The organism is Streptomyces sp. NPDC002643, from assembly GCF_053592555.1.
Genome location: NZ_JBSFVY010000043.1, coordinates 45,175 through 68,669, shown reverse-complemented (window position 1 = coordinate 68,669; position 23,495 = coordinate 45,175). Strand labels below are relative to the sequence as shown.

Here is a 23,495-nt window from a genome sequence, read left to right as displayed (position 1 = left end):
AAGAGATGGGCTCACGGGCCGCTGTGACGATCCAGACCGACCCGGGGATACGGACACCGTCTGCAGTCTCGAACTCTGTGAGGGCGTCTTGGACTTCGGTACGGATACGGGTGACGGTTGGTGGGGCGACATCCCGCAGGTTGTGGTGCGTCGGGCCCATGGAGAAGAGGAAGTCGGCGGCGTCGTCCGGCGCCAAAGGTCATGGGCGCCTCGAACGGAGCCACCTCGATGTCGGTGAACCCGCCGGCGGCGAGTACTTGGCGGATGCGCGCGGGGTCGAGGAGCGACCCCATGCCCCGGGAAGCGGGGGATGCCTCGCGCAGGAACGGCGAGAGCGCGGCGGTCGCACGGGCGTAGGCGCTGTCCGGGCCCGCCGGCTGCGGGCCGAGGAACGCGAGGCGGCCGGCCGGCACGAGCGCGTGCCGGAGATGGGTGAAGGCCGCGACGTGATCGGCGAAGAACATGACACCGCCGCGGCTGATGAGGACATCGAACCCGCGGTCGGGAAACGGATGCACCTGTGCGTCGCCCTGCTCGAAGGTGACATTGTCGAGACCTTCCGTCGCCGCGTCACGGCGGGCGCGTTCCAGCATCGGCCCGGACAGGTCGATTCCCACGACGTTTCCGTCGTACGCCCGTTGCGCTGCAAGGCGCGTCGTCTGGCCGGTGCCGCAGCCGACGTCGAGGACCCGGTCCTGTGCCTTGATGCCCGCGGCGGCGAACAGGGGCGCGTTGAACGCTCCCATCATCCCGTTGTAACGCTCAGGTCGTTCCGCCCAGAGAATGCCCTCCCAGTCGTTCCATGCCTTTGCCTGCTGACGGTTGGCGATCGTGTGCACGGCTTGCCCTCCGATGTTCAGGGCGCAGGAGACACGGCGCCGGATCATTGAGGCGGCCGGCGCGCTCTTCATCGAGCAGGGCTACGGGGCTACCAAGCTGCAGGAGATCGCCGACCGGGCGGGGGTGGCGGTGCAGACGATCTACTTCGTCTTTCGCAACAAGCCCTCGCTGCTCAAGGAACTTGTCGATGTCGCGATCGCGGGCGACGACGAAGCCGTGCCGACGATGCACCGGCCCTGGTTCACGGAGGTCACGACCGCGCCCACCGCCGAGTCCGCACTGGCCGCACTGACCGCCGGCACCCGCAAGACACTCGAACGCGTGGCGGCCATCAACGAGATGGTCCACGCCGCGACAGCGACCAACCCGGAGATCCGAGAGCTGTGGCCGGATCGGACAGACCCGCGGTACACGGTGATCTCAACAGCAGCGCAGTCCTTGACCAAGAAGCCGGGCGCCAGCCCCGCCATACCCGTCGAAGAAGCGGCGGACATCATCTACGCCATCCTCAGCCCCGAACTCTTCTTGGTCCTCACCCGCGACCGCATGTGGCCACCGGCCAAGTGGGAGCAATGGGCGTACGACACCCTCAGCTCCCAACTGTTGGTCTGATCAACTCAAACTTGAGGCAACGTGGTCCGTAGTCGGCCGGCGCCGATGCATCGAGGGCCTGACCGCGATCGAGGAGACGGGACCTGGCTGCGCTCCATCTGACTGACTCACACGAGGGCCCGCCGGTTCCGGAACACCCGCGTGAAGGGCGCGACATCGGCCGGTGTCCCACAACCCCGGCCAACGGCCGACAACGGCACGCCGAGCCGCCGCTCATCGGGAGCTTTGCGCCCACAACGAGCAAGGTCATCGGGCAGCGGGGCCCACGTGTCCAGCAGTGCTTGGATCTCCACCCGCGTACGCGGGTGGTACGCGATATCGGCGTCGGCGTACCGGGCGCTGAGGACTCTCATCACGTCCGGCTTCATGTCGACGGTGGCGTGGGTGATGGAGACGGCGCTGCCTTGAGGAAGCCAGTCGTGCAGTGTCGTCATCGTCCGGGTGGCGTTGCGGGTGCTCAGCCACGGCAGCAGGTCGTGTACCAGGACCGCGATCGGCCGGCCTCGGTCGAGGAGTTTGAGTTCGGGGTGGTCGAGCAGCTGGTCGATCTGCCGGACGTCGGCCTGGATCACGGTGGTTTCGCCGGACACGTCCAGGGCCGCGCGGGCCAGTGCACACACCATGGGGTCGTTGTCGACATAGACAACGCGGGCGTCGGTATGGATGTCGTGAGCGGGCTCGTGGGTCGTAGGCGGGTCGTGGCGCCCCTGGGCCTTGCTCCAAGTTGGTTCTCCGGGGCGGTGCTGGCATGGTGATCGAGGTCCTTTCCAGAATCAGGGGTGGGCATCGGTGGCCTGATGTGCCGCTGAACAGACGGGGAGGACGGGCCGGTTGCGCCCAGGGCGAGACGTAATCGCTTTCGCGGGGCCTTGTTGAAGGCCGAGGTCGTCCCTACAGAGGACGTTGCGGAATGTTGTCTCCCACCCGGCTGACGGTAGTGAGGATGGCCACGAGGTCGGTCCGAACGACGGCACCGGGTCGCGGGGGCGGCGGACTGGTTCACTGCGCGGTCACGTTGCGCTGGGCGCGGTCGTCGTTAAGCGTCCAGGACAGCTGGTGCGGCCGTGTCTGGCGACGGCGCGTTGAGTGCCGTCCGCGTCGAACTCGATGCGGTACGAGGACGGTTCACCCGCTGCCCGCCACCACTCCACGGTCTCCTCGATCTCCGGCCAGATGGCCCGCGGCCCGCACTGGGTGACCGAGCAGGTGCCGTCGCCGTCCAGATCCACACGGACCCAGGAGCCGCACTCCGGGGCGCCGATCCGCAGCTGCTCGGCACCGAAGTCGCGGACCAGTCCGGGATGGAGGTGATCGAGGGCCAGCCACATCCCGCGCGCCTGCGCAGGCGGGTGCGGGCGGTGGCCGCGTACGGTCACTCCCGTACCGGTGGCCGAACTCGACCGCTCGCAGCTCCCCTTGGCCGTGCCCAAGGCGCGGGCGCGCGCCTGGTGCATCGAGATGGAGACCCAGTTCGCCCGTGGAGGTATGCGCGACCCGCGGGTCGGTGAAATGTCTTTCCGCGAGTGGCACAACCGGTGGTGGAACGCCCGAATCGTCGTGCCCCGCACGCTTCGCGGTGACGCATCCAGCATCAAGCACCACGTCATGCCCTACTGGGCGAACTGGGAGATGCGGGCCATCACCCGTATGGGCGTCCAGAGTTGGATCCGGACCCTGATCGAGAAGGGGGCGGGGGCCGCTGCGATCAAGCGGGCCTACAACCTGATGTCCTCCATGATGCGCGCGGCCGCAGTGGACGCGCCGTCGGCTCTCGTTCGGGCCGCGCGGCAGAAGGCGCGGATCTCGTCGGCACGATGCTGCGCCTCCACCTGCTCGACCAGGACCTTCGCTCGATGCCGCTCGACTTGCCGCTCCCGTGCCTGCGCAACAGCCGCGTACCAGCGGTGTCGCTGCTCGGCCTTGCGGAGTTCTTCTTCCCGCTGCCGGCGTTCGGCCGCCGCGGCACGTGGTTCGAGATCGTGCAGAAGGTGCCCCAGGCGGGACTCCAGTGTCCACCGTGCGCTGTCCCGGTGGGTGTACGAATGCTCGTACCAGCTTCTGGCGGGCGCACCGAGTTCGAGGCGTCCGTCGACTCGTGGTCGTACTTGGGGATACGCGTCCAGGGATTGCCTTGCTGGTGGCGGATCTCCTGAGCGGTCGGCTCGTGTGGCACCTTGGTCGTCTGCCCTGTGATCGCGAGCGGGAGCGCGTGTCCGCGGATGACGATGACCATCTGGTGTTCGGCTTGGCCGCGATGGAGGTCGGTTCGGGTTTCCACCTCGTAGCTGCGGCTTTCCGCCTCGGCCGTCCCGCGGGTGTCGACTACGGTCTTGGACCTGCCGAGGGCCTTGCGTGTGGCACGGACGAGCCTATGAGGACGGCCCAGCATGTCGGGGACGTCGATGGTCGGTACCGGCGGCGGTTGCGCAGCCTTCTCGGCTTCCTCATCGGCCAACGTGAAGACGCAGTCACCACGCTGCCGTCCGGTCCAGCGCAGCTTGTGCTCTCCCGGTACGTGACCGTGATGGAGTGCGTCGTAGTAGGCCGCCCGCCACCGCCCCCGGGTCCGCGGGCCCGGATGAGGGACGGTGAGCTTCCCGGCAGTGGCGGACTGGAGCCGAGCGATCAGCTCGGCTCCGTCGGCAGGAGCGCGCTCGGCCTGTTCGGCATCACCGGCCAAGCGCTCCTTCTCGGCCTGGACCTCCTTGGGATGCTTGCCATGTTTGAGGAAGTAGCGGCCGTCCGACGTCACCACTGCGACATGCCCGCTACCGCGCCAGCTCCGCTTGATCAGCCCACGCTGCTCAAGGGCCCAAGCCGTGTTCGATCTCTTGGGCGCGATGGGCACGGCACTGGACGCTGCAGCGATCTGGCGGAGCATGGCAGCCTGCTGTTCGGTCAGCGTGTACACCACGAGCTTCGGCTCCACCTCGACGAGCTTCGGGTAATCCACCAAGGTAGGGCCGATGAGCGGCACCCGGAACGCGTCTCCTCCGGTGATCGAGATCAGATCCGCGTACTCCTGGAACGACGCGGCAACCTCGTCATCGGGCCGAGCCATACGTGGCCCCCTACTGCTTGCGTCTCCCCACTGGGCGGCTGCCGTCGGGCCACCGCACGAGTACCCCTCCCGATCCACCCCCACCACACCCCAGCCGGCTGAAGGCGCCTGGCCGCGTTCCGGGGACCCCGCTGTAGTCGTCGCGGGGTCCCCGGGCGGTTCGTTCGGCGGGGCCGGGATTCGTGATCCGTCAGTCACCGCCTGGTGAGGACACGGCTTACGCGGGCTCCAGTTTTACCCACTTCGCGGTGCTCGGTACGCCCCGCTCGTCCAGCAGGAACAGCATGTACCACCCGGGCGGGGCGTCAGCGGCCGTTGCCGGGGTCTGTAGGTTGAGCCTGTTGCCGTCCCGGTTGTTGATCTTGACCTGGAGGTGGCGCTGGCTGGAGTTCGTCGAGTGCGTGACGGTCGACGGCGCCACGAGGACGGCACGGGAGACCTGCCCCGGCGTGGAGGTCTGCACCGAGAAGGCGGAGTCGTAGTTCAGCGCACCGGCCGGGACCCTGTTGAGCTGGGGCCGGTTGCCGACGTGCATGTACCACGGCTCGAACATCTCGATGCTGCCGTGCATGTCGTCCTTGATGTCCGGGTCGTTGGCGATCTGCTGCGCCTCGTCCCCGGTGACCAGAATCCGCCCGTCGGGCATGAGCACCGCGTTGGAGTGGTAGCCGCGCGGCAGCCGCTGGACGGGCCCGAGCTTCCAGTTGCCGTCCTCGTCCCGCGCCTCTGTGTGGCGGTACTTCGGCAGGGCGTTCGGGTTGTACATGCCGTTGCCGTAGTTGCGGATGTGGAAGGAGCCGTTGACCGTGAACAGCTTGCCGTCCGGCAGGATGACGGTGTTGTCGTTCGACCGGCCGAAGGCCCGTGGCTCACGTTTGATCCAGGACGTGCCCTTGCTCAGCTCGTAGGTGTTCGCGTCGTCCCGGTTGCCGCCGAGGATCAGGACCGAGTCCGGGCCCTGGTAGCCGTTGGGCAGCGCCACCGCGGAGCCGTTGATGCGCTCCGGATTGCAGCCCTCGCCGTTGCCGTCCCTCGCGTCCTTGCAGGGGATGTTGGGCCGGTCGGGCAGCTTCGCCCGCGACTCCGTCTGCAGGTCGAAGACGTACTGCTCGTTGACCATCCGGCCGAGGCCGTAGATCTTGCCGTCGCGCAGCGAGAAGAGGTGCGGGTAGTCCCTGGTGAAGGGCGCGGTGGCACGGAACTTGTCGACCGGTACGTTCACCGGCACGTCGTCCTTCTGCCAGGGCACCGGGTGCGATTTGGCGGGGAAGCGCTCGACGAGGGGGGTGGGGGTGCCCCAGCCGATCTCCGACTGGCCCGACATGATGAGGAGTCGACCGTCCGGCCCCTCCACGACACCGGGGTACCAGCGGCCGACCGACATGTCCTGGTTGCGGTACCAGGTCTCGGTCCAGGGGTCGAAGACGAGTGACAGCTTGGCGCCGCTGCCGCCGTTGCCGCCGAGGTTGCCGCCGAACACGCCCACCATGCCGTTGGGCAGGAACGCGTGGCCGGAGCAGAAGAACGGTGCCGGGCGCTCCTCGTTCTTGCCGTCCGGCATCACCACCATCGGCGGGGGGACGCTCTTGAACGCGTCGGGTCCCGTCCCCTTGTCCGGGTCCCACAGATACGCGCGGCCGGCGTTCTCCTTGCCGATGACGTCGGTGGGGGCGGTCTCCTTCTGGGGGTTGTCCTCGATCGGTTCGAAGGAGAAGAGCAGCACCTTGCCGGTGGGCAGCATGGCGATGTGGTCGCCGTAGTCCGGCGAGGGGAAGTACTCCGCGAACCGGCCGAACTGGTCGGCCGCGTACTGCTTGTTGGTCTCCGCCTGGGACTCCGTCAGCTTCTTCAGGCGCTCGGTACGGGTCGTCTGCGGATACTCGCCCAGGGCCTTGGCCGTCGCCCGGAGCCGGGCGTGCTCCCGGGCGTGTTCCTCACCCAGGACGGCGGCCTCGTCGCGTCTCATCTCCTTCTTGATCTGCCGATCGGACGGATGGGCCTTCTTGGTGTCATCCGCGCCGGCGCCCTCGTGATGTGCGCCGTCATGCGCGTAGGCGGACGGCACGACCAACCCCGTCGTGACGGCCAGCGCGGCTGCCAGCGCGCACGCTGAAAAGGCCGCGGAAATCTTTTTTGGAGGCATGGCTCTCCTAGCCACCTGAGGAAACCAGGGATCGAAATTCAGAGAAAGGAAACCAAAGACGAAACCCGCGACGCGCACGCCCCGAGACGTCCGTACCCTTCCCGCAACGCTGTCGTTGCAACAATCAAAACGAATACCAGGAATTTCCCGCTCCATGCACGTCGATACCGGCATCAGAGGCACCGGCGCACATGCCGGGGTCACGGTCAGGGAGTGTGCGCCCTTCATGCGCTCCACCAACCGGGTGAATATCTATGCCACTTGGATGCTTGACTCGAAATCACCTCTCGCTGCTATTCGCACGGGGTAGGGAAGGCGAAAATATGCCGTCGAATTCATCGGAGGAAGCGCACGTATGTCCACGTACACGGAGTCGGCCGACCCCAAGAGGCCAACCGGCCCCGAAAACCTGTTCCTGCGTGAGGACACCGAGATCCAGGGCGATGTACTCGCCGGGTTCAAGAAGGACCACATGCAGCTGGTGTTCCTGCGGTTCGAGGACCAGCAACTGACGCACACCTGGCTGAAGCAGTTGCGGCCGCTCATCGCCACCACCGGTCAGGTGGCGAAGTTCAACCGGGAGTTCTCCCGGGCCCGCTCGTACTCCGGTGGCGACGACCCGAAGAACCTGAACGCGCTGTGGTACGGCATCAGCTTCACCTTCGACGGGCTGAAGTTCCTCACCGGAAACAACCCCCTGCCCGGCGTCGACAACAACAGCACCGACGGCCCGCTGAAGGCTTTCGTCGAGGGCCCGGCCAAACGTGCGGCGGCGCTCGGCGACACCGGGCAGAACGCCCCCCAGAACTGGCTCTTCGGCAACTTCGGCGGCGGCAGCGTCCACGCGGTGCTCACCCTCGCCGCCGACCAGGCGCACGTACTGCGGGCCACCCTGGGAGACGTACGCCAGGACCTCGCCCGCGCCAAGATCGTCACCGTCTACGAGCAGGAGGGCGCCACCCTCGAAGGCCCTCGCCGAGGCCGGGAGCACTTCGGGTTCAAGGACGGCGTCAGCGAGCCGGCGATCAAGTACCTCGACGAGCCGGACCCGAAGAACCCGGTCTACGAGAAGGGCCACCCGGGCACCATCCTGATCAGGCCCGGCGAGTTCGTCGTCGGCCTGGAGCGTGAGCGTCCGCACCCCCTGCCGTACCCGGAGTGGGCGCAGTTGGGCTCCTTCCAGGTGGTGCGCCGACTGGCTCAGGACGTCCCCGGCTGGTGGGCCGGCGTGGCCGCACAGCTGAAGGTGCTGAAGGAGGCGAAGGCGGCGCCCCCGGAGGCGACGACCGAGTGGCTGGCGGCACGGCTCGTCGGACGCTGGCGCACCGGGACCCCCGTGGCGAAGTGTCCGCACGCCGACATGTCGTACAACGCGGAATCATCGAGCGACAATCTGATCTCGTTCAGGAACGACCCCGACGGAAAGGTCACCCCGCTCTGGTCCCACCTGCGCAAGACCAACCCCAGGGACGGTTTCAAGGACCCCAGGACCGGCCAGTTCGTCGACGACACGAAGTTCAACCACCGCCGGATCATGCGCCGCGGCATTCCGTACGGCCTGCCGTTCGACCCGTCCGCCTCGGCGCTCAACGGCCCGGACGCGCCTCGTGGTCTGGTCTTCGTCTCGTACCAGGCCGACCTCTTCCGGCAGTTCGAGTTCATCCAGCGGGACTGGATGAACGACGAGACGTTCCCCAAGCCCAACCCCAACACCCACCACGAGCAGATCGACCCCGGCCCGAACCCCACCGGCTCCGACCCTGTGGCGGGTGAGGAGACCGTGGTCTCGTGGGAACGCTCGGAGAACAACGGTGAGCCGCCGGTCCCGTTGAAGTTCGCCCAGTTCGTACGGACCGAGGGGGCGGTGTACGCCTTCACGCCGTGCATCTCGGTCATCGACCAGCTGGCAGAGGGCCGGATGAACACCAACATGGTCGTTCACGCGAACACGATCTTCACCTCCGACAGCTTCGACAACACCGAGCGGGACACCGTCGACTCGGGCACGGTGCGGCTCTTCCTGACCGAGGACGGCGACCTTCGGGTCGTCGACAGCAAGAACAACAAGGTCCGCTGGTCGGCGAAGACCGCGGCCGGTCCGAAGGCACAGGCGCGGTTCGAGAACGGGGAGCTCTTCGTCATCGACCCGAAGAACCCCGCCCAGAAGCTCTTCAGCTCCGGCACCGCGGGCAACCCGGAGGCCAAGCTCGTCGTGCAGGCCGACGGGAACGTGGTGATCTACAACAAGGGCAAGGCGATCTGGCACACCGACACCGCCGGCCGCTGACGCCTTCCGGCACGCCGGCCTCCTGACGGCGCCCGCTCCACGAGGGCAGGCGCCGTCAGTCCTTCGGGCCGATCAGACAGCAGTGCTGCCGCTCCGGCGCCACAGGGGGGCGTACCTCGGCGGACGGGAACAGTGACCGGGCATGGTCCGGGCTCCAGAGCACGTCGTACCGTCCGCACGGGCCGACCGGGGCGTCGGCGTCGAACAGCAGGGTCTGGTCCACGACCGCGCACCAGGAAGCCTCGCGGGCCCGCTCGACGGCGGCGTCCAGGTGTGCCGAATCCGGGGGCGGCTCCGCCGTGTTCCCCAAGGAGTGGCTGTTCAGCCGCCACCGCACATTGGGTTTCTGCCCTTCGCCCGGCGGTGCCCAGCCCGGGTCGATGAAGGTGAAGGCGAGCGTGCCGTCGTCGGTCAGCATCGACCGCAGCGCGTCCACCAGTTCGACGGTCTCGGCGTCGGGGGTATGGGTGAACACGGAGTACGCGAGGATGTAGTCGAAGCGTGTTCCCAGGTCGGGCAGCGCGAGCCGTTGGACGCCGCCGGGATTGAACTGCGGGTTGCCCCGGTCGTAGAAGATCCAGTGAGCCTCCGGTGCGCGTCGCCGGCCCTCCTCGATCGCGGACCGCGCCACATCGAGGCACCAGTAGAGCGGCGGTTTCACCCGTCCCGCGGCCTCCTCCAGGAACGCGCCGATGTTCCCGCCGAAGTCCAGCACCCTGCGGTCGGTCCAGTCCGGACGGCCGAGTTGGGTGTCGAAGTAGGCGAACTGGCCCGTCTTGGTGGAATGGAAGGCCATGCGCGCTCACCAGGTGACGGGGAGGGTGGCGAGCGCTTGCAGGCGCTGGTGCTCCTTCCAGTCCGCCGACGCCTCGGCGGCGGTCAGGCGCAGCCCGGGAAAGCGGGCCAGGAGCGTGGTGAGGCCGATGCGCAGTTCCGCCCGGGCGAGGTGGGAGGCCAGGCATCGGTGTATGCCGTGGCCGAAGGCCACATGCGGATTGGGGTCGCGGCCCAGATCGAGGCGTTCGGGGTCGGAGAAGACATCCGTGTCGTGGTTGGCGGAGTTCAGGGAGGCCACGACGGACTCTCCGGCGCGGACGGTGATCCCGGCGATGTCGACGTCCTCGGTGGCCACCCTGATCTGACCGTCCCTCAGGACCAGGTGATAGCGCAGCAGTTCCTCCACCGCGCTGTCCGCCAGCGCCGGGTCGTCGCGCAGCCGGGCGAGGTCGGCGGGCCGGTGCAGCAGGGTGCGCAGGGCCGCGGCCATGACGGTGGTCACCACCGTGTGGCCCGCGAACAGCAGGCTGACTCCCATCCCGGTCAGCTCGGCGCCGGAGAGCGCGCCGTGTTCGTCGTGTGCCGTGACCAGGGCGCTGAGCAGATCGTCGCCGGGTGCCGCGCGCCGGGAGTCCATCAGGGTGGCCAGATAGTCACACATCTTCCGCTGGGCTGCGGTGATGCGCTCCAGGGGGCCCTTGCTGTTCATCGTGTCCGCCAGGGCCAGGATACGGTCGCCCTCTTCGACCGGAACGCCCAGCCATGCGCAGATCACGGCCATGGGCAGGGGGCGTGCGTAGTCGGCGACGAGGTCGGCGGGCGGGCCGGCTTCGGCCATGGCGTCGAGGAGACCGTCGGTGATCTTCTGGATCAGTGACAGCGATCGCTCGACCTGGCGCGCCCGGAACGCGGGCATGACGAGCCGGCGCAGCCGGGCGTGGTCCGGCGGCTCGGTGTCCCGCAGGAGGGACACGCCGGGCGGGAAGGGGACGGTGAACAACCGGGGCGCGTCGAAGGCGGTGTTGGCCGTCACGCTGAACCGCCGGTCGCGGAGCACCTGTCGTACGTCCTCGTACCGGGTCACCAGCCACACCTCGTGTCCGCTGGCGATGACCACTCGGGTAGCGGGTTCGTTCTCGCGCAGCCGGGCCAGCCTCTCGAACACCTCGGAGTGGACACGGGTGTCGAAGGGGAAGGCGACGGGACGACGGTTCGGGTCGGGCATCGCGGTCCCTCCTCACTCGACTCAGGGTTTGTGGAAGGACGGGTCGTGGTCCTCGCCGAGCGCCGCGCGTCCGATGGTGGCGAGGATGTGGTCGTCGTTGTCGTGGCGCTGGTAGAAGGTCAGATCGCGCAGGATGCGTTCCACCGGGCTGGGGCGGACCAGACTGCGGGCGCCGCAGGCACGGATGCAGTGGTGCACGGTCTCCTCCGCCAGGTGCTCGACGACATGCCGGGCCTTGCTGCCGGCGAGCCTCGCCTCGTCCACCCGGCCCTCGTCCCACAGCGCGGCGACATGGCGCAGCCACAGGCGGGCGGTGTCCACGTTGACGGCCATACTGCCGGCGCGCTGTCGTACGTACGGGTCGGTGCCTTTGCCCTGCTTCTTGAGGTACGCCAGCCCGTAGTCGTGGGCTGCCTGGGCGGCGCCCAGGAAGCTGGAGGCGTAGTGGGGGACGAACGCGGCCTGCCAGTGCCCGGTGAGATAGCTGCCGGGTGCGCCGATGACGTGGTCCCGGGGGATGAACGTGTCGTCGAACCGCACGAGGTGGCTGACCGTCGCGCGCATGCCCACCGGGTCCCACCACGAGTCGTCGACGCTCACGGTCGGGTCCGACAGATCGCAGGCGAGCATCAGCAGTCCGCTGCCCGTCGTGCGGCCGTTCGGAACGGACGGTGCGTGTCGTGCTCCGCCGGGCCCGGCGGGGTCGACGAAGAGGATGGCCCACTGGGCGCCCGTGGCACTGGTGGCGAACGCCTTGCTGCCCCGTACGGTCCAGCCGCCCTCGACCGAGGTGAGCGTCGTACCGAAACGACTGGCCTCCCCGGGCTTGGGGGCCCGTGGTTCGCCGCTCCAGGCCACCCACTTCTCGCCTCGCTCGACCACGCCCGCGAACCAGCGCCGCTTCTGCTCGGGTGTCCCCAGCGCGTCGATGAGCACCAGCGAGTTGGCGTGTCCCTCCCAGCAGCGCGCCAGCGAGAGATCCGCCGAGGCCAGGACGGTGGTCAGCTCCCACAAGGGCAGCGTGTCGCGCTGCTGCGGGCCGTAGCCCAGTCCGCCGTACTCGCGTGGCACGGCGGCGCCCAGCAGACCGGCGGTGAAGAGGTCGTCGAAGTCCTCCGCGGGGAAGGCGGCCCTGCGGTCGTAGTCGTCCGCGCGGGCCGAGAACGTCTCCGCGGCCATCTTCTGTGCGATGTCGAGGGCGGCACGGCGCCCGGGAACAGAGCCGTGCGGCTCCTGAGAGCCGTGCACCAGGTCGGCGGTCATGGGAGAGGAACCCCTTCCGGAGGTTCGGACGGCCGGCCGAGTCCCGGACGGTAGTAATGGGCGCGGTACATCGCGTTCGGCACCCGCTGGTCGTCGCGGTGGACCGTGTGGACGTCGAGGGTGAGCAGGCCGCGGTTGAGGTAACCGCAGAGGATGACGTTCCTGGTGCCGAGCCGCCCTTCGGCGAGGAAGCCCACGGCCGGGCCCTCGCCGCCCGGGTCACCCAGTGGCGTGGCGGCGAGCGCGCCGCCGGTGTCGACGGCGCCGGGGGCGTCCTCGGTGATGCTCAGCGCGAGTCGGCCCTTGTCCTCGGTGGCGTCGACGAACCGGATGCCCGTGGCGGTGGGGTCGAAGTTGGCCCACATGCCCGTGAGGCCGGCCAGGTCGGTGTGCGATGTCGTCATGAGCGCTCCTCCACTCGGTGGAAGAAGGACCTGGTCCACTCACCGAGGCGTCCGTCTCCGTCGAGGGCGATCGTGGAGGTGGTGGCCACCAGGATGCCCGTCTTGTGGTAGCCGGAGAGAACCGTGCGGAATGCGCCGAGTTCGTAGACGGCGGAGAACGACCAGGCCACGGACGGGGTGCCGAGCGCGGTGTACACGGTCGCCGGTACCTCGCCCCAGTCGTCCGGATGCCGGCCCGCCGCGAAGTGGCCCTCCGGCGCGGTGCCTCCGAAGGCCCGTACGGCGACGCCCGTTCCGCACCGGCTGACGGTCAACCGGAGCGGTCCTTGGGACACCGCTCCCCGGTCGGCGTTGAGCCAGTCACCCAACAGGTCCGAGACGTCGGGGCCGTCCGGTGGGAACGGCTCGGCCGGTGATGCCGTACCGGCCGCCGAGCGCATGGTCATGAAGTGCTCTCCCTCCCACGGGCGTTCGCTGTGAGGTCAGCTCCACTGGACGTACTCCTCCAGGCGCGCCCTCGGCGGGACGAACCGGTTGACCGGTGCCGCCTCGTCGGGGTAGCCGACGGCGAGGGTGCAGACGATGATCCGGTGGGCGTCGATGTCCAGCTTCCGGCGCAGTGCGTCCGCGTAGCGCGCGACGCTGAACTGCGGGCAGCTGCCCAGGCCCCGGGCGACCAGCCCGAGCATGAGGTTCTGCAGGAAGAGGCCGGTCTCCAGAAAGGTCCCGGGCACCGCGTCGCCGGGGATGTGACAGACGAGAGCGGCCGGGGCGTCGTAGAAGCGCAGGTTGTCGCGGAGGTGGGCCCGGGCGGACGCGGCGTCGTCGGGTGCGAGGCCCTTGGCGCGCAGTACTCCGGAGAGTGCCGCGCGGGCGCGCTCCGCTTCGGTGTCGTCGAGCACGGACAGCCGGTTGGCGTGGTCCGGCCGCGAGGGCTCTCTTCGGTCGAAGGCTTCGCAGAGGGTGCGGGTCAACGCGTCGAGGGTGCTGCCGGTCACCACCGTCACCCGCCACGGCTGAAGATTGCGGCTGGAGGGTGCCTGGCCCGCGGCGAGGAGGACCTCCGCGAGGACCTGCCGGGGCACGGGCCGGTCGAGGAAGGCACGCTTGCAATGACGGGACGCGATCAGGGACAGGCCGTCGTACGGCAGGTCGGCGTGTGCCGTCATGGACGCCTCACTCCTTCCGTATCTCAACCCACCCCGGCGGAGCGGACGTCGGGGCCGGGGTCGCCGCCGAGGAACTCGTGCAGGCGGGTGCGGACGAGTTCGTCGATGCGGTGTGCGCACTGGCGGTAGACGTCGGGCGGCTGCCCTTCGGGGTTGGGGACGTCGCCGTGCGGGTCCAGGCAGTGGGTGCGGTGCTCCGCGTCGGGCACCAGGGCGAGCACGGCGTCGCGGTGCGCGCGCGTCATGCAGTAGATGACGGAGCTGCTCCGGCACAGCTGGGGGGTGACCGACCTCGCCCGGTGGCGGCGGGGGTGCACGGGGCCCGGCACCCGCCGGATGCCGAGGTCGGCGAGCGCGGCCCGGGCGGCGGGAGCCAGCGGCGCTCCGCTCCGGGCCGGGGAGACTCCCGCGCTGGCGAAGCTCACGCGACGCGCGGCATCCCCCGCCTGCGCCGCGTGGGCCCTGGCGATGACTTCGGCCATGGGCGAACGGGAGGTGTTGCCCCCGCAGACGAACAGCACCCGCCGCGCGCGTAGGCCGCGTTCCCACCACCACGAGGCCGTCGCGGGGTAGGACAAGGACACGATGGCGACGCCGATGAAGACCAGCGCGAGCAGCTGTGCGTTCCCCGGGACCGGCAACCCGGCCAGTCCGGCGAGGGCGTACGAGGCGACCAGGCCGGACAGCAGGCTGGCGCACCGGTTGGCCGGGACACACCAGGTGTATACGCGGCGGTCGAGGTAGATCAGCGTGCCGAACACGAACAGGATCTCGTAGGCCACGCCGATTCCGACGGCCATCCAGGCGGCGGGGGTGCCGAGGAAGGTGGTGAACCCGGTGCGCAGTTCCGGCTGTCCCGCCAGGGCGGCGGCCGCGAGGAACCCGACCAGGAAAACCGGTGCGGCGGCGTGTTCTTCCACGAAATAGCGGCGATCGGTTACCTTCACTCCGGTCTTGGCCACCCGGCTCATGATCTCGAATCGCCCCACATAGCCGATGAGATAGACGAGCACGCTCAGAACCGTCGCCAGGGTGAGATGGTAACTGTCCACATCGCCGAGAGCCACCGAGACCGCCAGCAGGCTGAAAGTGAACGCGGCCCACGCGGAAACCGAAACGCTTCGTTTACGCGCCGAGTCGACCAGCGGAGAAAGGATCAGCACTCCCCCGCGCATCAGGAGCAGCACGAGGAGGATGGAGACACCGGAAAAGGTGAAATTCAGTGTGGTCGTGCCGATGATCAGCGAGGTGAATAACCCCGCCAGAAGAGTCTGCCTTCCCGGCACGCGGACGCGTCCCACCCCGGGAATCTCACGCTGCCGGCCGTAACGCCACCACCCACTGGCCGTCAGGAACAGCGGCATCGCGGCGAGTTGTCCGAGGGCAGCCGCCGGTAGCAGTACCAAACCGTCGACCGGCCCATCGGTCAGCGGGGAAATCCCGCTGGACATCGCTTTCACGAGCATGGCGTAGGGAATGTAGGCGAGGAAATATCCGAGCGCGAGCCAGGCCATGCGCATGGTCCTCCGGAGTGCCCAAGCGGAAGAGTTGGTCAATTCGCAGCGGAACGCACGGAAGGAACCGTGTCGATGATCTGAGGCATACGGCAGGCCCAGGCGCGGACCAGTGCACCGACCCATTCGAGTGTGCAGGCATCGATTGGCCCGCGCAAGTGCCTCAAGCCCCTGAATCGAGCGGGATTCGCATTCCGGATGCCACTGCGGGACACATTCTCGCGACCTCGCACAGTTGCGCGACCGACGTAATGTCGAAGTGCGACCCCCGTGCGCCGGTGGAATAACTCTCTGCGGTACCCGGGTTGAAATTGTGCTTCCCGATATTCTGATTGCGTTGTGATATCTCGGCCTGGGGCGCAGGCCTCCGTTCGGCCCAGTGACACGCCGTCGGGAGAGTGACCGCAGGGTTCGCACCGCCGCGCGAGAGCCAGATCGTGGGTGATCCGAGCGAGCGCTTTCAGAAGGCGGTGGCAATGGGCCCACGAGTGCGGCAACGACCGAACGCAGTGGGGCCGTTGCTCATCTACTGCGCACTGTCCACCACGATGGTGAGCTCGCTCGGCGCGCTGCTGATCCCCTCCATCGCCCGGGCCCATCATGTGCCGGTGAGTTCGGCCCAGTGGATGCTGACCGTGACCCTGCTCGTGGGAGCGGTCAGCACCCCGGTGCTCGGCCGGCTGGCGGACGGGCACCGCAGCCGGCGGGCGCTGCTGGGGGTGCTCGCTCTGACGGTGTCGGGTTCCTCTCTGGCGGCGGTCGCCGACACCTTTCCTCAGCTCCTGATCGGACGGGCGCTGCAGGGCCCGGCCTGCGGAATGCTGCCGATGACGATCGCCCTGGCGCACCGTCACCTCGCCCCGGCGAAGGTCACGGACGGCATCACCGCCCTCACCGTCACCGCCGCCACCGGGGCCGGGCTCAGCTTCCCGCTGACCGGCCTGATCGCCGAGCACCTCGACCACCGTTGGGGGTTCTGGTGCGCGGCCGGCCTGGCCGCACCGGCCATCGTGGGGGTCTTGCTGATCCTGCCCCCGGACAAGCGCCCGGCCGCCGAGGCCGACGGCGGCCTCGGCTCGCCGTCCACCTCCGTACGCGCCGACCTGGCGGGCACCGTTCTTCTGGTGGCCGGTCTGGCGAATCTGCTCCTCTTACTGAGCCAGGGGTCGCGTTGGGGCTGGACCTCCGTCATCGTGCTGAGCGTGCTGCTGGATGCCGCGCTGCTGCTCACCGCCTGGGCATGGTGGGAGCAGCGCGTCGCTCAGCCTCTGATCCGGCCCGAGTTGCTGGTCCATCCCGATGTGCTGCTCGCCAATCTCGCCACGATCGTGCTCGGCGCCGCGACCTTCACCGGTGTCTCCGCTCTCGCCACTCTCGTGCAGGCGCCCGTCGGCACGGGTTACGGGCTCGGGCTCTCGGTCTTCGCGGCCGGTTGTGTGATGCTCCCGTTCTCCGCCGGGAGCCAGCTGGCGAGTCGGCTGGTACGTCGTCCGGCCGACCGCACGGGGCCGCATGCGCTGCTCTGGCTCGGCGGAGTTCTGCTCACCGGTACCCATGCCGCTCTGACCGCCCACCACGACGAGCTGTGGCACCTGCTCCTCGCCATACTGACGCTCGGCCTGGGCAGCAGCATGGTCTGGGCCATCGTGGCCACCCTGATCCACTCCGCGGTCCCGGGCGGCGACCTCGGGTCCACCACCAGCTTCAATCATGTGCTCCGTGTCGTCGGCAGCGCGATCGGCAGCGCCGCGACCGGCGTGATCCTCTCCGCCCACACCGCCCCCGACGGCTTTCCGACAGACGACGGTTACGTCACTGTCTTCACCGTCTGCGCCATCGGCTGCACCTCCGTTCTGCTCGGCCTGCTGGTGCGGGGGCTCGCCGAGCGACGCCGGGCGCCGGGTTCGGAGACGTCGGGATGAACCGGCGCGGCGGCCCCGCGGTGACCGGCGCCGAGATACGAAACGTCAACCGACCCGCACAGTCGATCAATGCTTTTGAGGGATGTCCGCACCAGCGCCCCTCCACCGCGAGCGCGCCTCCTTGATCATGTCGTCCCGTGCGGTCTACTGGCAGACGTTCGTCCGCCGGCCGTCGGCCAATTCACAAGGGTCAGCCCGGAGGAGTACATCCAGTGGCACGCATGAGACACGGTGGGCGAAGGGCACGGCTGGTGGCCGTTCTGACCTCGCCCGGTGACCTCGACCGCGCCCCGCTGAGCGCCGTCGATCCCCTCGCCGACGGGCTGGAGGTCCGGGCCGACCTGGTGGGTGATCCGGACCCGACGCGGTTGCGGCAGAGCTTCACCGGCTCGCTGACGTACTGCCTGCGCAGCCACCGACACGGCGGTCGTCACCGGGGCGGCTCCGACGAACGGCAGGCCAGACTCGTGCACGCCGCCGACCAGTACGACATGGTCGACCTGGAGTGGCCCGACGACCTCACGCCCGGCGTGCTGGACCGCGTCCCGCCTCACCGACGACGCGTCTCCTGGCACGGCGCCGAGAGCGAGCGCGACGGATTGCTCCGGCTCTTCGACACGATGGCGGCCGTTCCCGCGGCGCTGTACGTGCTGTCGGTGAGGCCCACCACCGAAGGCAGCACATCGGCGCCGGTGTTCCTCAGCGCCCTGAACCGGCCCGACGTAACGGCTTTCGCCTCCGGGCCGACCGGCTTCTGGACCCGAATCCTGGCCCCGTGGCTCGGCGCGCCCGTGGCGTTCGGTCACATGGGTGCCGAAGGGCCGGACGGGATGCCGAGCCTGCGTCAACTCGTCGTGGACTACGGGCTGCCCGCGTTGCCCGAACTGGACCATCTCTACGGCATCGCCGGTGTGACTCCCGGCCGTTCGCTCTCTCCCCGGCTGCACAACACGGCCTTGCGCACGCTGGGCCTGCGGGCGCTCTACCTCCCCTATCCGAGCCGCTCGCTGTCCCGTCTCCTGCACACGACGGCTTCCCTGGGGACGGACGTGGGACTCCCGCTGCGCGGGCTCACGGTGACCGCTCCGCACAAGGAGGAGGCCCTGGCCCTGGCCGACACCGCCTCCGGGGCCGCGCGTGGCGCCGGCGCGGCGAACGTGCTGTCGCTGGAGGACGGGCGGCGGCACGCCGACACAACCGACCCGGCAGGTGTGCTCGACTCGCTGGCCGCGGCCGGCATCGATCCGGCCGGGTGCAGTACGGCCGTCGTGGGCTGCGGAGGAGCCGGACGAGCCGTCGCCCTGGCGCTGCGTCAGGCGGGTGCCCGGGTGACCATGGTGAACCGGAGCCAGGACCGCGGTCTGCGGGCCGCCTCCCTGCTGGGGCTGCCCTTCGTGCCCCTCCCCGGATTCTCCGCCCGAGGGCACTCGCTGCTGGTGCACGCCACCCCGCTGGCCGACCGGCCCCCGTTCCCGCTCACGGCCGCCGACCCCGGGGCCGTCGTGCTGGAACTCGTCTACCGGGACGAGCCCACCGCGCTGATGACCGCGGCCCGCGCCCACGGACTGCCCACCATCGACGGCCGGGCGGTGCTGCTCATAGAGGTACGGGAGCAGTTCAGGCTGCTGACCGGGCACATGATGCCGGCAGACACCGCCCACGCCCTCCCGCAGGACACCTCGGAGCACAGCACCACGCTCTGCCCCCGGGTGGTGGTCCCGTCCGAGCCCGGGCCCCGGGTCCCTTCTGATTGATCTCCGTGGAGGAAAGGTCCCAGGCGCCGTGGTGGTACGTCCGAGGCCGCCGCCCGCGAACCGCGCCGGGCCGCCTCCCGCATCCCTGGAGTCGCATTGCCCCCGACCCGCATGCCAGTGAAAGCCCTGACCGCCCTCCCCGACAAGTCCCGCAAGGCGGTCAGGGCGGGGGCGATCGGCAACCTCATCGAGTACTACGACGCGACGATCTATTCCCTGCTCGCCCCCGTCTTCGCCCAGCAGTTCTTCCCCGTGGAGAACAAGGCGTTCGCGCTGCTCTACACCTACGGTCTAGTGGTGGGCGTCGCCTTCGTCGTACGCCCCGCGGCCGCCATGCTGCTGTCGCCCTACGGGGACCGGCGGGGCCGTCGCAGACTTCTCTCGCTCAGCCTGTTTCTCATGGGGACGGGGCTGCTGATCATCGGGCTGTCGCCCACGTACCGGACCATCGGGGTGTTCGCGCCCATCTGTCTCGTCCTCGGCCGGGCTGTGCAGAACGTCTCCAACTCCGGGGAATTCCAAGCGGCTTCCACCTTCATCGTCGAGCACGCCCCGGCGAACCGCCGGGCGACGACCGGCGCCGTACAGTACATGACCGCCGGCGTCGGAATCCTGTCCGCCACGCTGGTGGCGACCACGCTCACCACCGTCTTCCCGAAGGACGTGGTGGCCGACTGGGCGTGGCGCATCCCGTTCCTGATCGGGGCGGCACTCTGCCTGTACGGCTTCCGCCTGCGGCGCGCGGTTCCGGAGAGCCCGCTCTTCCTCTCACTGCAGTCCACGGGACAAGTCGAGCGCAAGCCGCTGCGAACGGCCGTGAAACGGTATCCGCGCAGCCTCATGCTGGTGATGGTGATCCAGTTCAGCCAGGTCACGTACTTCACCTGGCAGGTGTTCCTGCCCACGTACGCACACCTGGTCGGAAACTTCCCGCTGAAGACCGGTCTGGCCCTGAACTGCGTGGCTCTGGTGGCCTTCGTGCTGGTGCTCCCGCTGGTCGGCATGGTCTCGGACCGGAAGACCGGCCGGCGTCCGCTGATCATCGCCGAAGCACTGGGCTTCGCACTCCTCGCCTATCCGATGCTGCGCCTGTTGCAGCATCCGACCATGCTCACCTACCTCCTGGTGGCGGTGGTCGGCAATGTGCTACTCGCCCTCGCCTACGGCAACGTCGCCGCGGTGTTCTGCGAACTCTTTCCCACCGGTGTACGGACCTCCGGTGTCGGCGTGGCCTACAACCTCGCCATCACCATCTTCGGCGGCAGCGCTCCCATCTTCGCCACCTGGACCATCGCCCACGACCATCCACTCGCTCTCGCCTACTACGTCATCGCCCTGGAACTGACGGCCGCGATCATCTTTCTCGCCCTGCTGCCGGAGACCCGCCGGACGGGACTTGAGACCGAGTGACACGCGCATCGGAGGCAGCCGGTCGAAGGGCGGCCGCAGCAGTGGCCGGGGCTGGGCTCCAGGCATGCTTGGCGGGCGACTTCTTTGCCGGGCTTCCGACGCCGGGGGCCGAGGCGTGAGCGGATGGGCGGGATGCCGCGGACCAGCGGGATCAGGGACTGGCTGTCATGGAGGTCCGTCGCAGAGATGCCGATCGACAGAGGCAGACCACTGCGGTCCACGAGGAGGTGGATTTTCGAACCCTTCTTGCCGCGGTCGGTCGGATTCGGTCCCGTCAACTGCCCCCTTTGAGGGCCCGGACACTGACGGAGTCGATCGCGCACCGCGACCAGTCCAGGTCGCCTCGGGAGCCGAGTTCGTCCAGGACCAGGCGGTGGCATTTGGCCCACACACGGGCCTCACTCCATTCGGTGAACCGGCGGAAGGCGGGCACTCCCGACAGTCCGAAGCCGGGTGGCAGTCGGTTCCAGGTACAGCCCGAGGTGGCCACGAAGATGATCGCGGCCAGCGCCTCGCGATCCCGTCGGCGGCGATGTCCTCCACCCTGCGGGCGTTCCGGAGCCGGCGGAACCACCCGTTGGAACAACTCCCACGGGTCCTCCGGCGCCAACCGTTCGACAAGCGCAGCAGCCATCACCCCAGACTGCCGCAAGATCACGCCAACTGAAATGGAGTCTTAGTACTCCAGCAGGATTTCGCTGTCTGACCTGGTCTTTCGCCGGGTGGCGGGAGTGTAGCGGGACTTCGATCGTGCGGGGGCGGTCTCACGGGGACCGCCCCTCGATCGTGCGGAAACGCCGCAGGTAGTGACAGCGGCGGGCGACTGCTTGGCGTTGGCGGCGCCAGTTCGACCAGCTCAGCGCGTGGTGTCGTCCGCGGCGTCCGCTCAGGTGCGGGGGCCGGGCGCGACAAGCTGCCAGGAGTCGCCGAATCTCCGCCACTGTGAGCCTGATGAGCCCAGGTGCCTCACCTGTTCCGCCCCTTTTTCCAGGGCCGGTCTGCCGTGGCGGCCAGGAAGGCGTGAGCGAGCATGGCCAGAGTGATGTGCCGGTACCAGCCCACGTAGCGGCGGACCTCGTACTGATCCAGGCCGCACTCGTTCTTCGCGGCCTGGAAGCACTCCTCGATCGCCCAGCGTGCCCCGGCGACCCGCACCAGCTCCTGGACGGTGACCTGCAGGGGCGCGCAGGCGAGGTAGTAGGCGATCTCGTCGGGCTTGCTGATGCTGCGCCGGGCCGGTGCCCACCGCATCCGGTGAGGGACCTCACCCTGATAGTCGGTTCCAGCAGCCGGCGCAATCGGTTGTCCTGGCCGTAGGCGGAATCCGCGGTGACCCAGGTATGGGCAGCGGCGAGGCGAGGGCCCTCAGCACCATGTGCCGGGCCGGTTCGCCCTTGGTGGCGAACTCCCGCAGTCGTGGAGTCGGGCTGAAGCCTGGCTGCTGAGTCTCTGAAGGCATGCTGAAGTCCGGCCCAGGAGGCTGGGGCCATGACTACAGCGACGGGCCTGAAGCCCACCTCCGCATCCGCGCCCATCTCCGCCCCCGCCCCCGTACATGTGTCTGCGTCGGCATTGTTGACTGCCCGTACGGCCCGGCTGGTCGTCAACCTGGCTGTCGCGCTGGCGGTGATGACCGCGGCCCTGGTGATGGGCACCGGTACCAGTCACGCCGCGACCCGGGCCCAGATCGCCTCGGTCGCCGAAGCGGAGGTCGGCAACTCGGAGAGCAACGGCGGATGCACGAAGTACGGTCCCTGCACCACGACACCCTGGTGCGCCTACTTCGCCTCCTGGGTCTGGAGAACCGCGGGTGTATCGCCCGTTCCCGACACCGCGGTAGCCCGGGGAGTGGGACTCTGGGGTCAGCAACAGGGTCTGTTCAGCGCACGGCCCTCGGGCGGGATCGGCAATCCGGAACCTGGTGACATCGCTGTCTACGGAACCCCCGCCAACGCCAGTGGCGGGCACGTCTCCATCGTCACCGCGGTGCACAGCAACGGCACCATCACCACCGTCGACGGCAACTACGGTGACAAGGTCGCCCGCCGCGTCATCGACCCCCGCACCGAGCGCTCCGGTACCGACAGCCTGCTCATCTCCGGATACGTCAAGCCCAAAAATCTGGCAGCGGCCAACGGTGATCTCCACGTGATGACGACAGTGGGTGGCCAGGCGTTCCACAACATGCGGTACGCGAACGGCTCCTGGAGCGGAGCGAACGTCTCCGACCCCAGCGGCCTCATCACCGACACCGCGGAGGCTGGTGCGTCCAACGGTGACATGCATGCTCTGACGGTGGTCGGCGGCAAGGTCTTCCACAACCTCCGCTACGCCAACGGCTCCTGGAGCGGAGCGGGACTGGCCGATGGCAACGGCGCCATCAGCAAGGTCGCGGCGGCCACCACGCCCAACGGCGACCTGCACGTGCTCACCCTCGTCGAGGGCAAGGTCTTCCACAACGTCCGCTGGGCCAACGGTTCGTGGAACGGGGCGCAGCTGGCCGATGGCAACGGCGCCATCACCGACATCGCGGCGGCCACCACGCCCAACGGCGACCTGCACGTGCTCACCCTCGTCGAGGGCAAGGTCTTCCACAACGTCCGCTGGGCCAACGGCTCGTGGAACGGGGCCCAACTGGCCGACGGCAACGGCGCCATCACCGACATCGCCGCCGCCGGAGTGTTCAACGGCGACGTGCACGTGCTGACGCTGGTCGGCGGCAAGCTGTTCCACAACGCCCGGTACGCGAACGGTTCGTGGAACGGGGCGCAGCTGGCTGACGGCAACGGCGCCATCAGCGAGATCGCGGCGGCCACCATGCCCAACGGCGACCTGCACGTGCTCACCCTCGTCGAGGGCAAGGTCTTCCACAACGTCCGCTGGGTCGACGGCTCGTGGAACGGGGCGCAGCTGGCCGACGGCAACGGCGCCATCGAGACGCTTGAGGTGACCGCCACTCCCCAGCAGTGACCTCCGCCATGCCATCCGAGCCCGCTGAACGCTGACGTCGGCTTCCCCCTCACCGGGGCGCGGCCCCTCCTGCAATCCCTCCCGCTGCGGGGGGGGGGGGGCGGGGCGGCCCGCCGCCGCCGCGGGGGGGGGGGGGGCCCCGCG

16 protein-coding genes and 4 pseudogenes are annotated in these 23,495 nt (G+C 69.0%); 6 read left to right on the top strand and 14 right to left on the bottom strand.

Translation table 11 applies throughout. The annotated features are described in order from the left end of the window. Nucleotides 1-11: 11 nt before the first annotated feature. Nucleotides 12-839: a class I SAM-dependent methyltransferase gene (locus ACWD4G_RS40160; RefSeq protein ID WP_451302679.1), complete on the bottom strand. Its 828-nt coding sequence runs from the start codon at nt 837-839 to the stop codon at nt 12-14. A 13-nt stretch (nt 840-852) separates the two neighbouring features. Between ACWD4G_RS40160 and ACWD4G_RS40155 the strand changes: the two genes are divergently transcribed. Beyond that, on the top strand, nt 853-1,452 hold the full coding sequence (locus ACWD4G_RS40155; RefSeq protein WP_451302677.1) for a TetR/AcrR family transcriptional regulator: 600 nt from the start codon (nt 853-855) through the stop codon (nt 1,450-1,452). Between the two features lie 107 nt (nt 1,453-1,559). On the opposite strand, the pseudogene ACWD4G_RS40150 reads toward ACWD4G_RS40155, so the two are convergent. The 4 genes and pseudogenes from ACWD4G_RS40150 to ACWD4G_RS40135 form a co-directional block, all read right to left on the bottom strand. Further along, nucleotides 1,560-2,132 (bottom strand): annotated as a pseudogene (locus tag ACWD4G_RS40150) (SAM-dependent methyltransferase); the annotation flags it as partial. A 330-nt stretch (nt 2,133-2,462) separates the two neighbouring features. After that, nucleotides 2,463-2,906 (bottom strand): hypothetical protein, encoded by a 444-nt coding sequence (locus ACWD4G_RS40145; protein WP_451302675.1) that lies wholly within the window; start codon nt 2,904-2,906, stop codon nt 2,463-2,465. A 309-nt stretch (nt 2,907-3,215) separates the two neighbouring features. Continuing rightward, nucleotides 3,216-4,513, bottom strand: a pseudogene (locus tag ACWD4G_RS40140) (hypothetical protein); the annotation flags it as partial. Nucleotides 4,514-4,730: 217 nt separating this feature from the next. Further along, a complete protein-coding gene (locus tag ACWD4G_RS40135) occupies nt 4,731-6,578 on the bottom strand; it encodes a galactose oxidase-like domain-containing protein (protein WP_451302674.1) in 1,848 nt (615 codons plus the stop codon). 433 nt (nt 6,579-7,011) lie between these two features. On the opposite strand from ACWD4G_RS40135, the gene ACWD4G_RS40130 reads away from it, so the two are divergent. Next, nucleotides 7,012-8,943, top strand: coding sequence for a Dyp-type peroxidase (locus tag ACWD4G_RS40130; protein WP_451302672.1), 1,932 nt, complete (start codon nt 7,012-7,014; stop codon nt 8,941-8,943). A gap of 55 nt (nt 8,944-8,998) precedes the next feature. On the opposite strand, the gene ACWD4G_RS40125 is transcribed toward ACWD4G_RS40130, so the two are convergent. From ACWD4G_RS40125 to ACWD4G_RS40095, 7 genes are read right to left on the bottom strand one after another with little or no spacing between them, the layout of a single operon-like run. Continuing rightward, nucleotides 8,999-9,739, bottom strand: coding sequence for a class I SAM-dependent methyltransferase (locus ACWD4G_RS40125; protein ID WP_451302670.1), 741 nt, complete (start codon nt 9,737-9,739; stop codon nt 8,999-9,001). A 6-nt stretch (nt 9,740-9,745) separates the two neighbouring features. Next, the gene (locus tag ACWD4G_RS40120; protein WP_451302668.1) at nt 9,746-10,945 is read right to left on the bottom strand and encodes a cytochrome P450; all 1,200 of its coding nucleotides are present in this window, start codon (nt 10,943-10,945) and stop codon (nt 9,746-9,748) included. A gap of 21 nt (nt 10,946-10,966) precedes the next feature. Beyond that, the gene (locus ACWD4G_RS40115) at nt 10,967-12,208 is read right to left on the bottom strand and encodes an acyl-CoA dehydrogenase family protein (RefSeq protein WP_451302666.1); all 1,242 of its coding nucleotides are present in this window, start codon (nt 12,206-12,208) and stop codon (nt 10,967-10,969) included. Then, complete coding sequence (locus ACWD4G_RS40110) at nt 12,205-12,612, bottom strand: hypothetical protein (RefSeq protein ID WP_451302664.1); 408 nt, start codon at nt 12,610-12,612, stop codon at nt 12,205-12,207. Before ACWD4G_RS40110 ends, ACWD4G_RS40115 begins: the two co-directional genes overlap by 4 nt. Continuing rightward, nucleotides 12,609-13,058, bottom strand: a complete 450-nt coding sequence (locus tag ACWD4G_RS40105) for a hypothetical protein (RefSeq protein WP_451302662.1) — start codon at nt 13,056-13,058, stop codon at nt 12,609-12,611. Before ACWD4G_RS40105 ends, ACWD4G_RS40110 begins: the two co-directional genes overlap by 4 nt. Nucleotides 13,059-13,094: 36 nt before the next feature. Beyond that, the gene (locus tag ACWD4G_RS40100; protein WP_451302660.1) at nt 13,095-13,781 is read right to left on the bottom strand and encodes a nitroreductase; all 687 of its coding nucleotides are present in this window, start codon (nt 13,779-13,781) and stop codon (nt 13,095-13,097) included. Between the two features lie 23 nt (nt 13,782-13,804). Beyond that, nucleotides 13,805-15,295, bottom strand: coding sequence for an arsenate reductase/protein-tyrosine-phosphatase family protein (locus ACWD4G_RS40095; RefSeq protein WP_451302658.1), 1,491 nt, complete (start codon nt 15,293-15,295; stop codon nt 13,805-13,807). Between the two features lie 476 nt (nt 15,296-15,771). Here ACWD4G_RS40095 and ACWD4G_RS40090 point away from each other — a divergent pair, with 476 nt between their 5' ends. The 3 genes from ACWD4G_RS40090 to ACWD4G_RS40080 all read left to right on the top strand — a co-directional run bounded on the left by ACWD4G_RS40090 (nt 15,772) and on the right by ACWD4G_RS40080 (nt 20,381). Further along, nucleotides 15,772-17,217, top strand: a complete 1,446-nt coding sequence (locus ACWD4G_RS40090; RefSeq protein WP_451302656.1) for an MFS transporter — start codon at nt 15,772-15,774, stop codon at nt 17,215-17,217. Between the two features lie 221 nt (nt 17,218-17,438). Further along, the gene (locus tag ACWD4G_RS40085) at nt 17,439-18,971 is read left to right on the top strand and encodes a type I 3-dehydroquinate dehydratase (RefSeq protein ID WP_451302697.1); all 1,533 of its coding nucleotides are present in this window, start codon (nt 17,439-17,441) and stop codon (nt 18,969-18,971) included. Between the two features lie 111 nt (nt 18,972-19,082). Next, a complete protein-coding gene (locus ACWD4G_RS40080; protein ID WP_451302654.1) occupies nt 19,083-20,381 on the top strand; it encodes an MFS transporter in 1,299 nt (432 codons plus the stop codon). An 83-nt stretch (nt 20,382-20,464) separates the two neighbouring features. Here ACWD4G_RS40080 and ACWD4G_RS40075 read toward each other — a convergent pair. Beyond that, nucleotides 20,465-21,015: pseudogene (locus ACWD4G_RS40075) on the bottom strand (IS5 family transposase); the annotation flags it as partial. Between the two features lie 332 nt (nt 21,016-21,347). After that, a pseudogene (locus tag ACWD4G_RS40070) lies at nt 21,348-21,801 on the bottom strand (transposase); the annotation flags it as partial. Nucleotides 21,802-21,869: 68 nt separating this feature from the next. Here ACWD4G_RS40070 and ACWD4G_RS40065 point away from each other — a divergent pair. Further along, nucleotides 21,870-23,351, top strand: a complete 1,482-nt coding sequence (locus tag ACWD4G_RS40065) for a CHAP domain-containing protein (RefSeq protein ID WP_451302652.1) — start codon at nt 21,870-21,872, stop codon at nt 23,349-23,351. Nucleotides 23,352-23,495 lie beyond the last annotated feature (144 nt).

Excerpts from the sequence above, each read along its gene's own strand:
- ACWD4G_RS40155 (WP_451302677.1), top strand. The coding sequence starts at position 853 with ATGTTCAGGGCGCAGGAGACACGGCGCCGGATCATTGAGGCGGCCGGC.
- ACWD4G_RS40145 (WP_451302675.1), bottom strand. The coding sequence starts at position 2,906 with ATGCACCAGGCGCGCGCCCGCGCCTTGGGCACGGCCAAGGGGAGCTGC.
- ACWD4G_RS40130 (WP_451302672.1), top strand. The coding sequence starts at position 7,012 with ATGTCCACGTACACGGAGTCGGCCGACCCCAAGAGGCCAACCGGCCCC.
- ACWD4G_RS40125 (WP_451302670.1), bottom strand. The coding sequence starts at position 9,739 with ATGGCCTTCCATTCCACCAAGACGGGCCAGTTCGCCTACTTCGACACC.
- ACWD4G_RS40120 (WP_451302668.1), bottom strand. The coding sequence starts at position 10,945 with ATGCCCGACCCGAACCGTCGTCCCGTCGCCTTCCCCTTCGACACCCGT.
- ACWD4G_RS40115 (WP_451302666.1), bottom strand. The coding sequence starts at position 12,208 with ATGACCGCCGACCTGGTGCACGGCTCTCAGGAGCCGCACGGCTCTGTT.
- ACWD4G_RS40110 (WP_451302664.1), bottom strand. The coding sequence starts at position 12,612 with ATGACGACATCGCACACCGACCTGGCCGGCCTCACGGGCATGTGGGCC.
- ACWD4G_RS40105 (WP_451302662.1), bottom strand. The coding sequence starts at position 13,058 with ATGACCATGCGCTCGGCGGCCGGTACGGCATCACCGGCCGAGCCGTTC.
- ACWD4G_RS40100 (WP_451302660.1), bottom strand. The coding sequence starts at position 13,781 with ATGACGGCACACGCCGACCTGCCGTACGACGGCCTGTCCCTGATCGCG.
- ACWD4G_RS40095 (WP_451302658.1), bottom strand. The coding sequence starts at position 15,295 with ATGGCCTGGCTCGCGCTCGGATATTTCCTCGCCTACATTCCCTACGCC.
- ACWD4G_RS40090 (WP_451302656.1), top strand. The coding sequence starts at position 15,772 with ATGGGCCCACGAGTGCGGCAACGACCGAACGCAGTGGGGCCGTTGCTC.
- ACWD4G_RS40085 (WP_451302697.1), top strand. The coding sequence starts at position 17,439 with ATGAGACACGGTGGGCGAAGGGCACGGCTGGTGGCCGTTCTGACCTCG.
- ACWD4G_RS40080 (WP_451302654.1), top strand. The coding sequence starts at position 19,083 with ATGCCAGTGAAAGCCCTGACCGCCCTCCCCGACAAGTCCCGCAAGGCG.
- ACWD4G_RS40065 (WP_451302652.1), top strand. The coding sequence starts at position 21,870 with ATGACTACAGCGACGGGCCTGAAGCCCACCTCCGCATCCGCGCCCATC.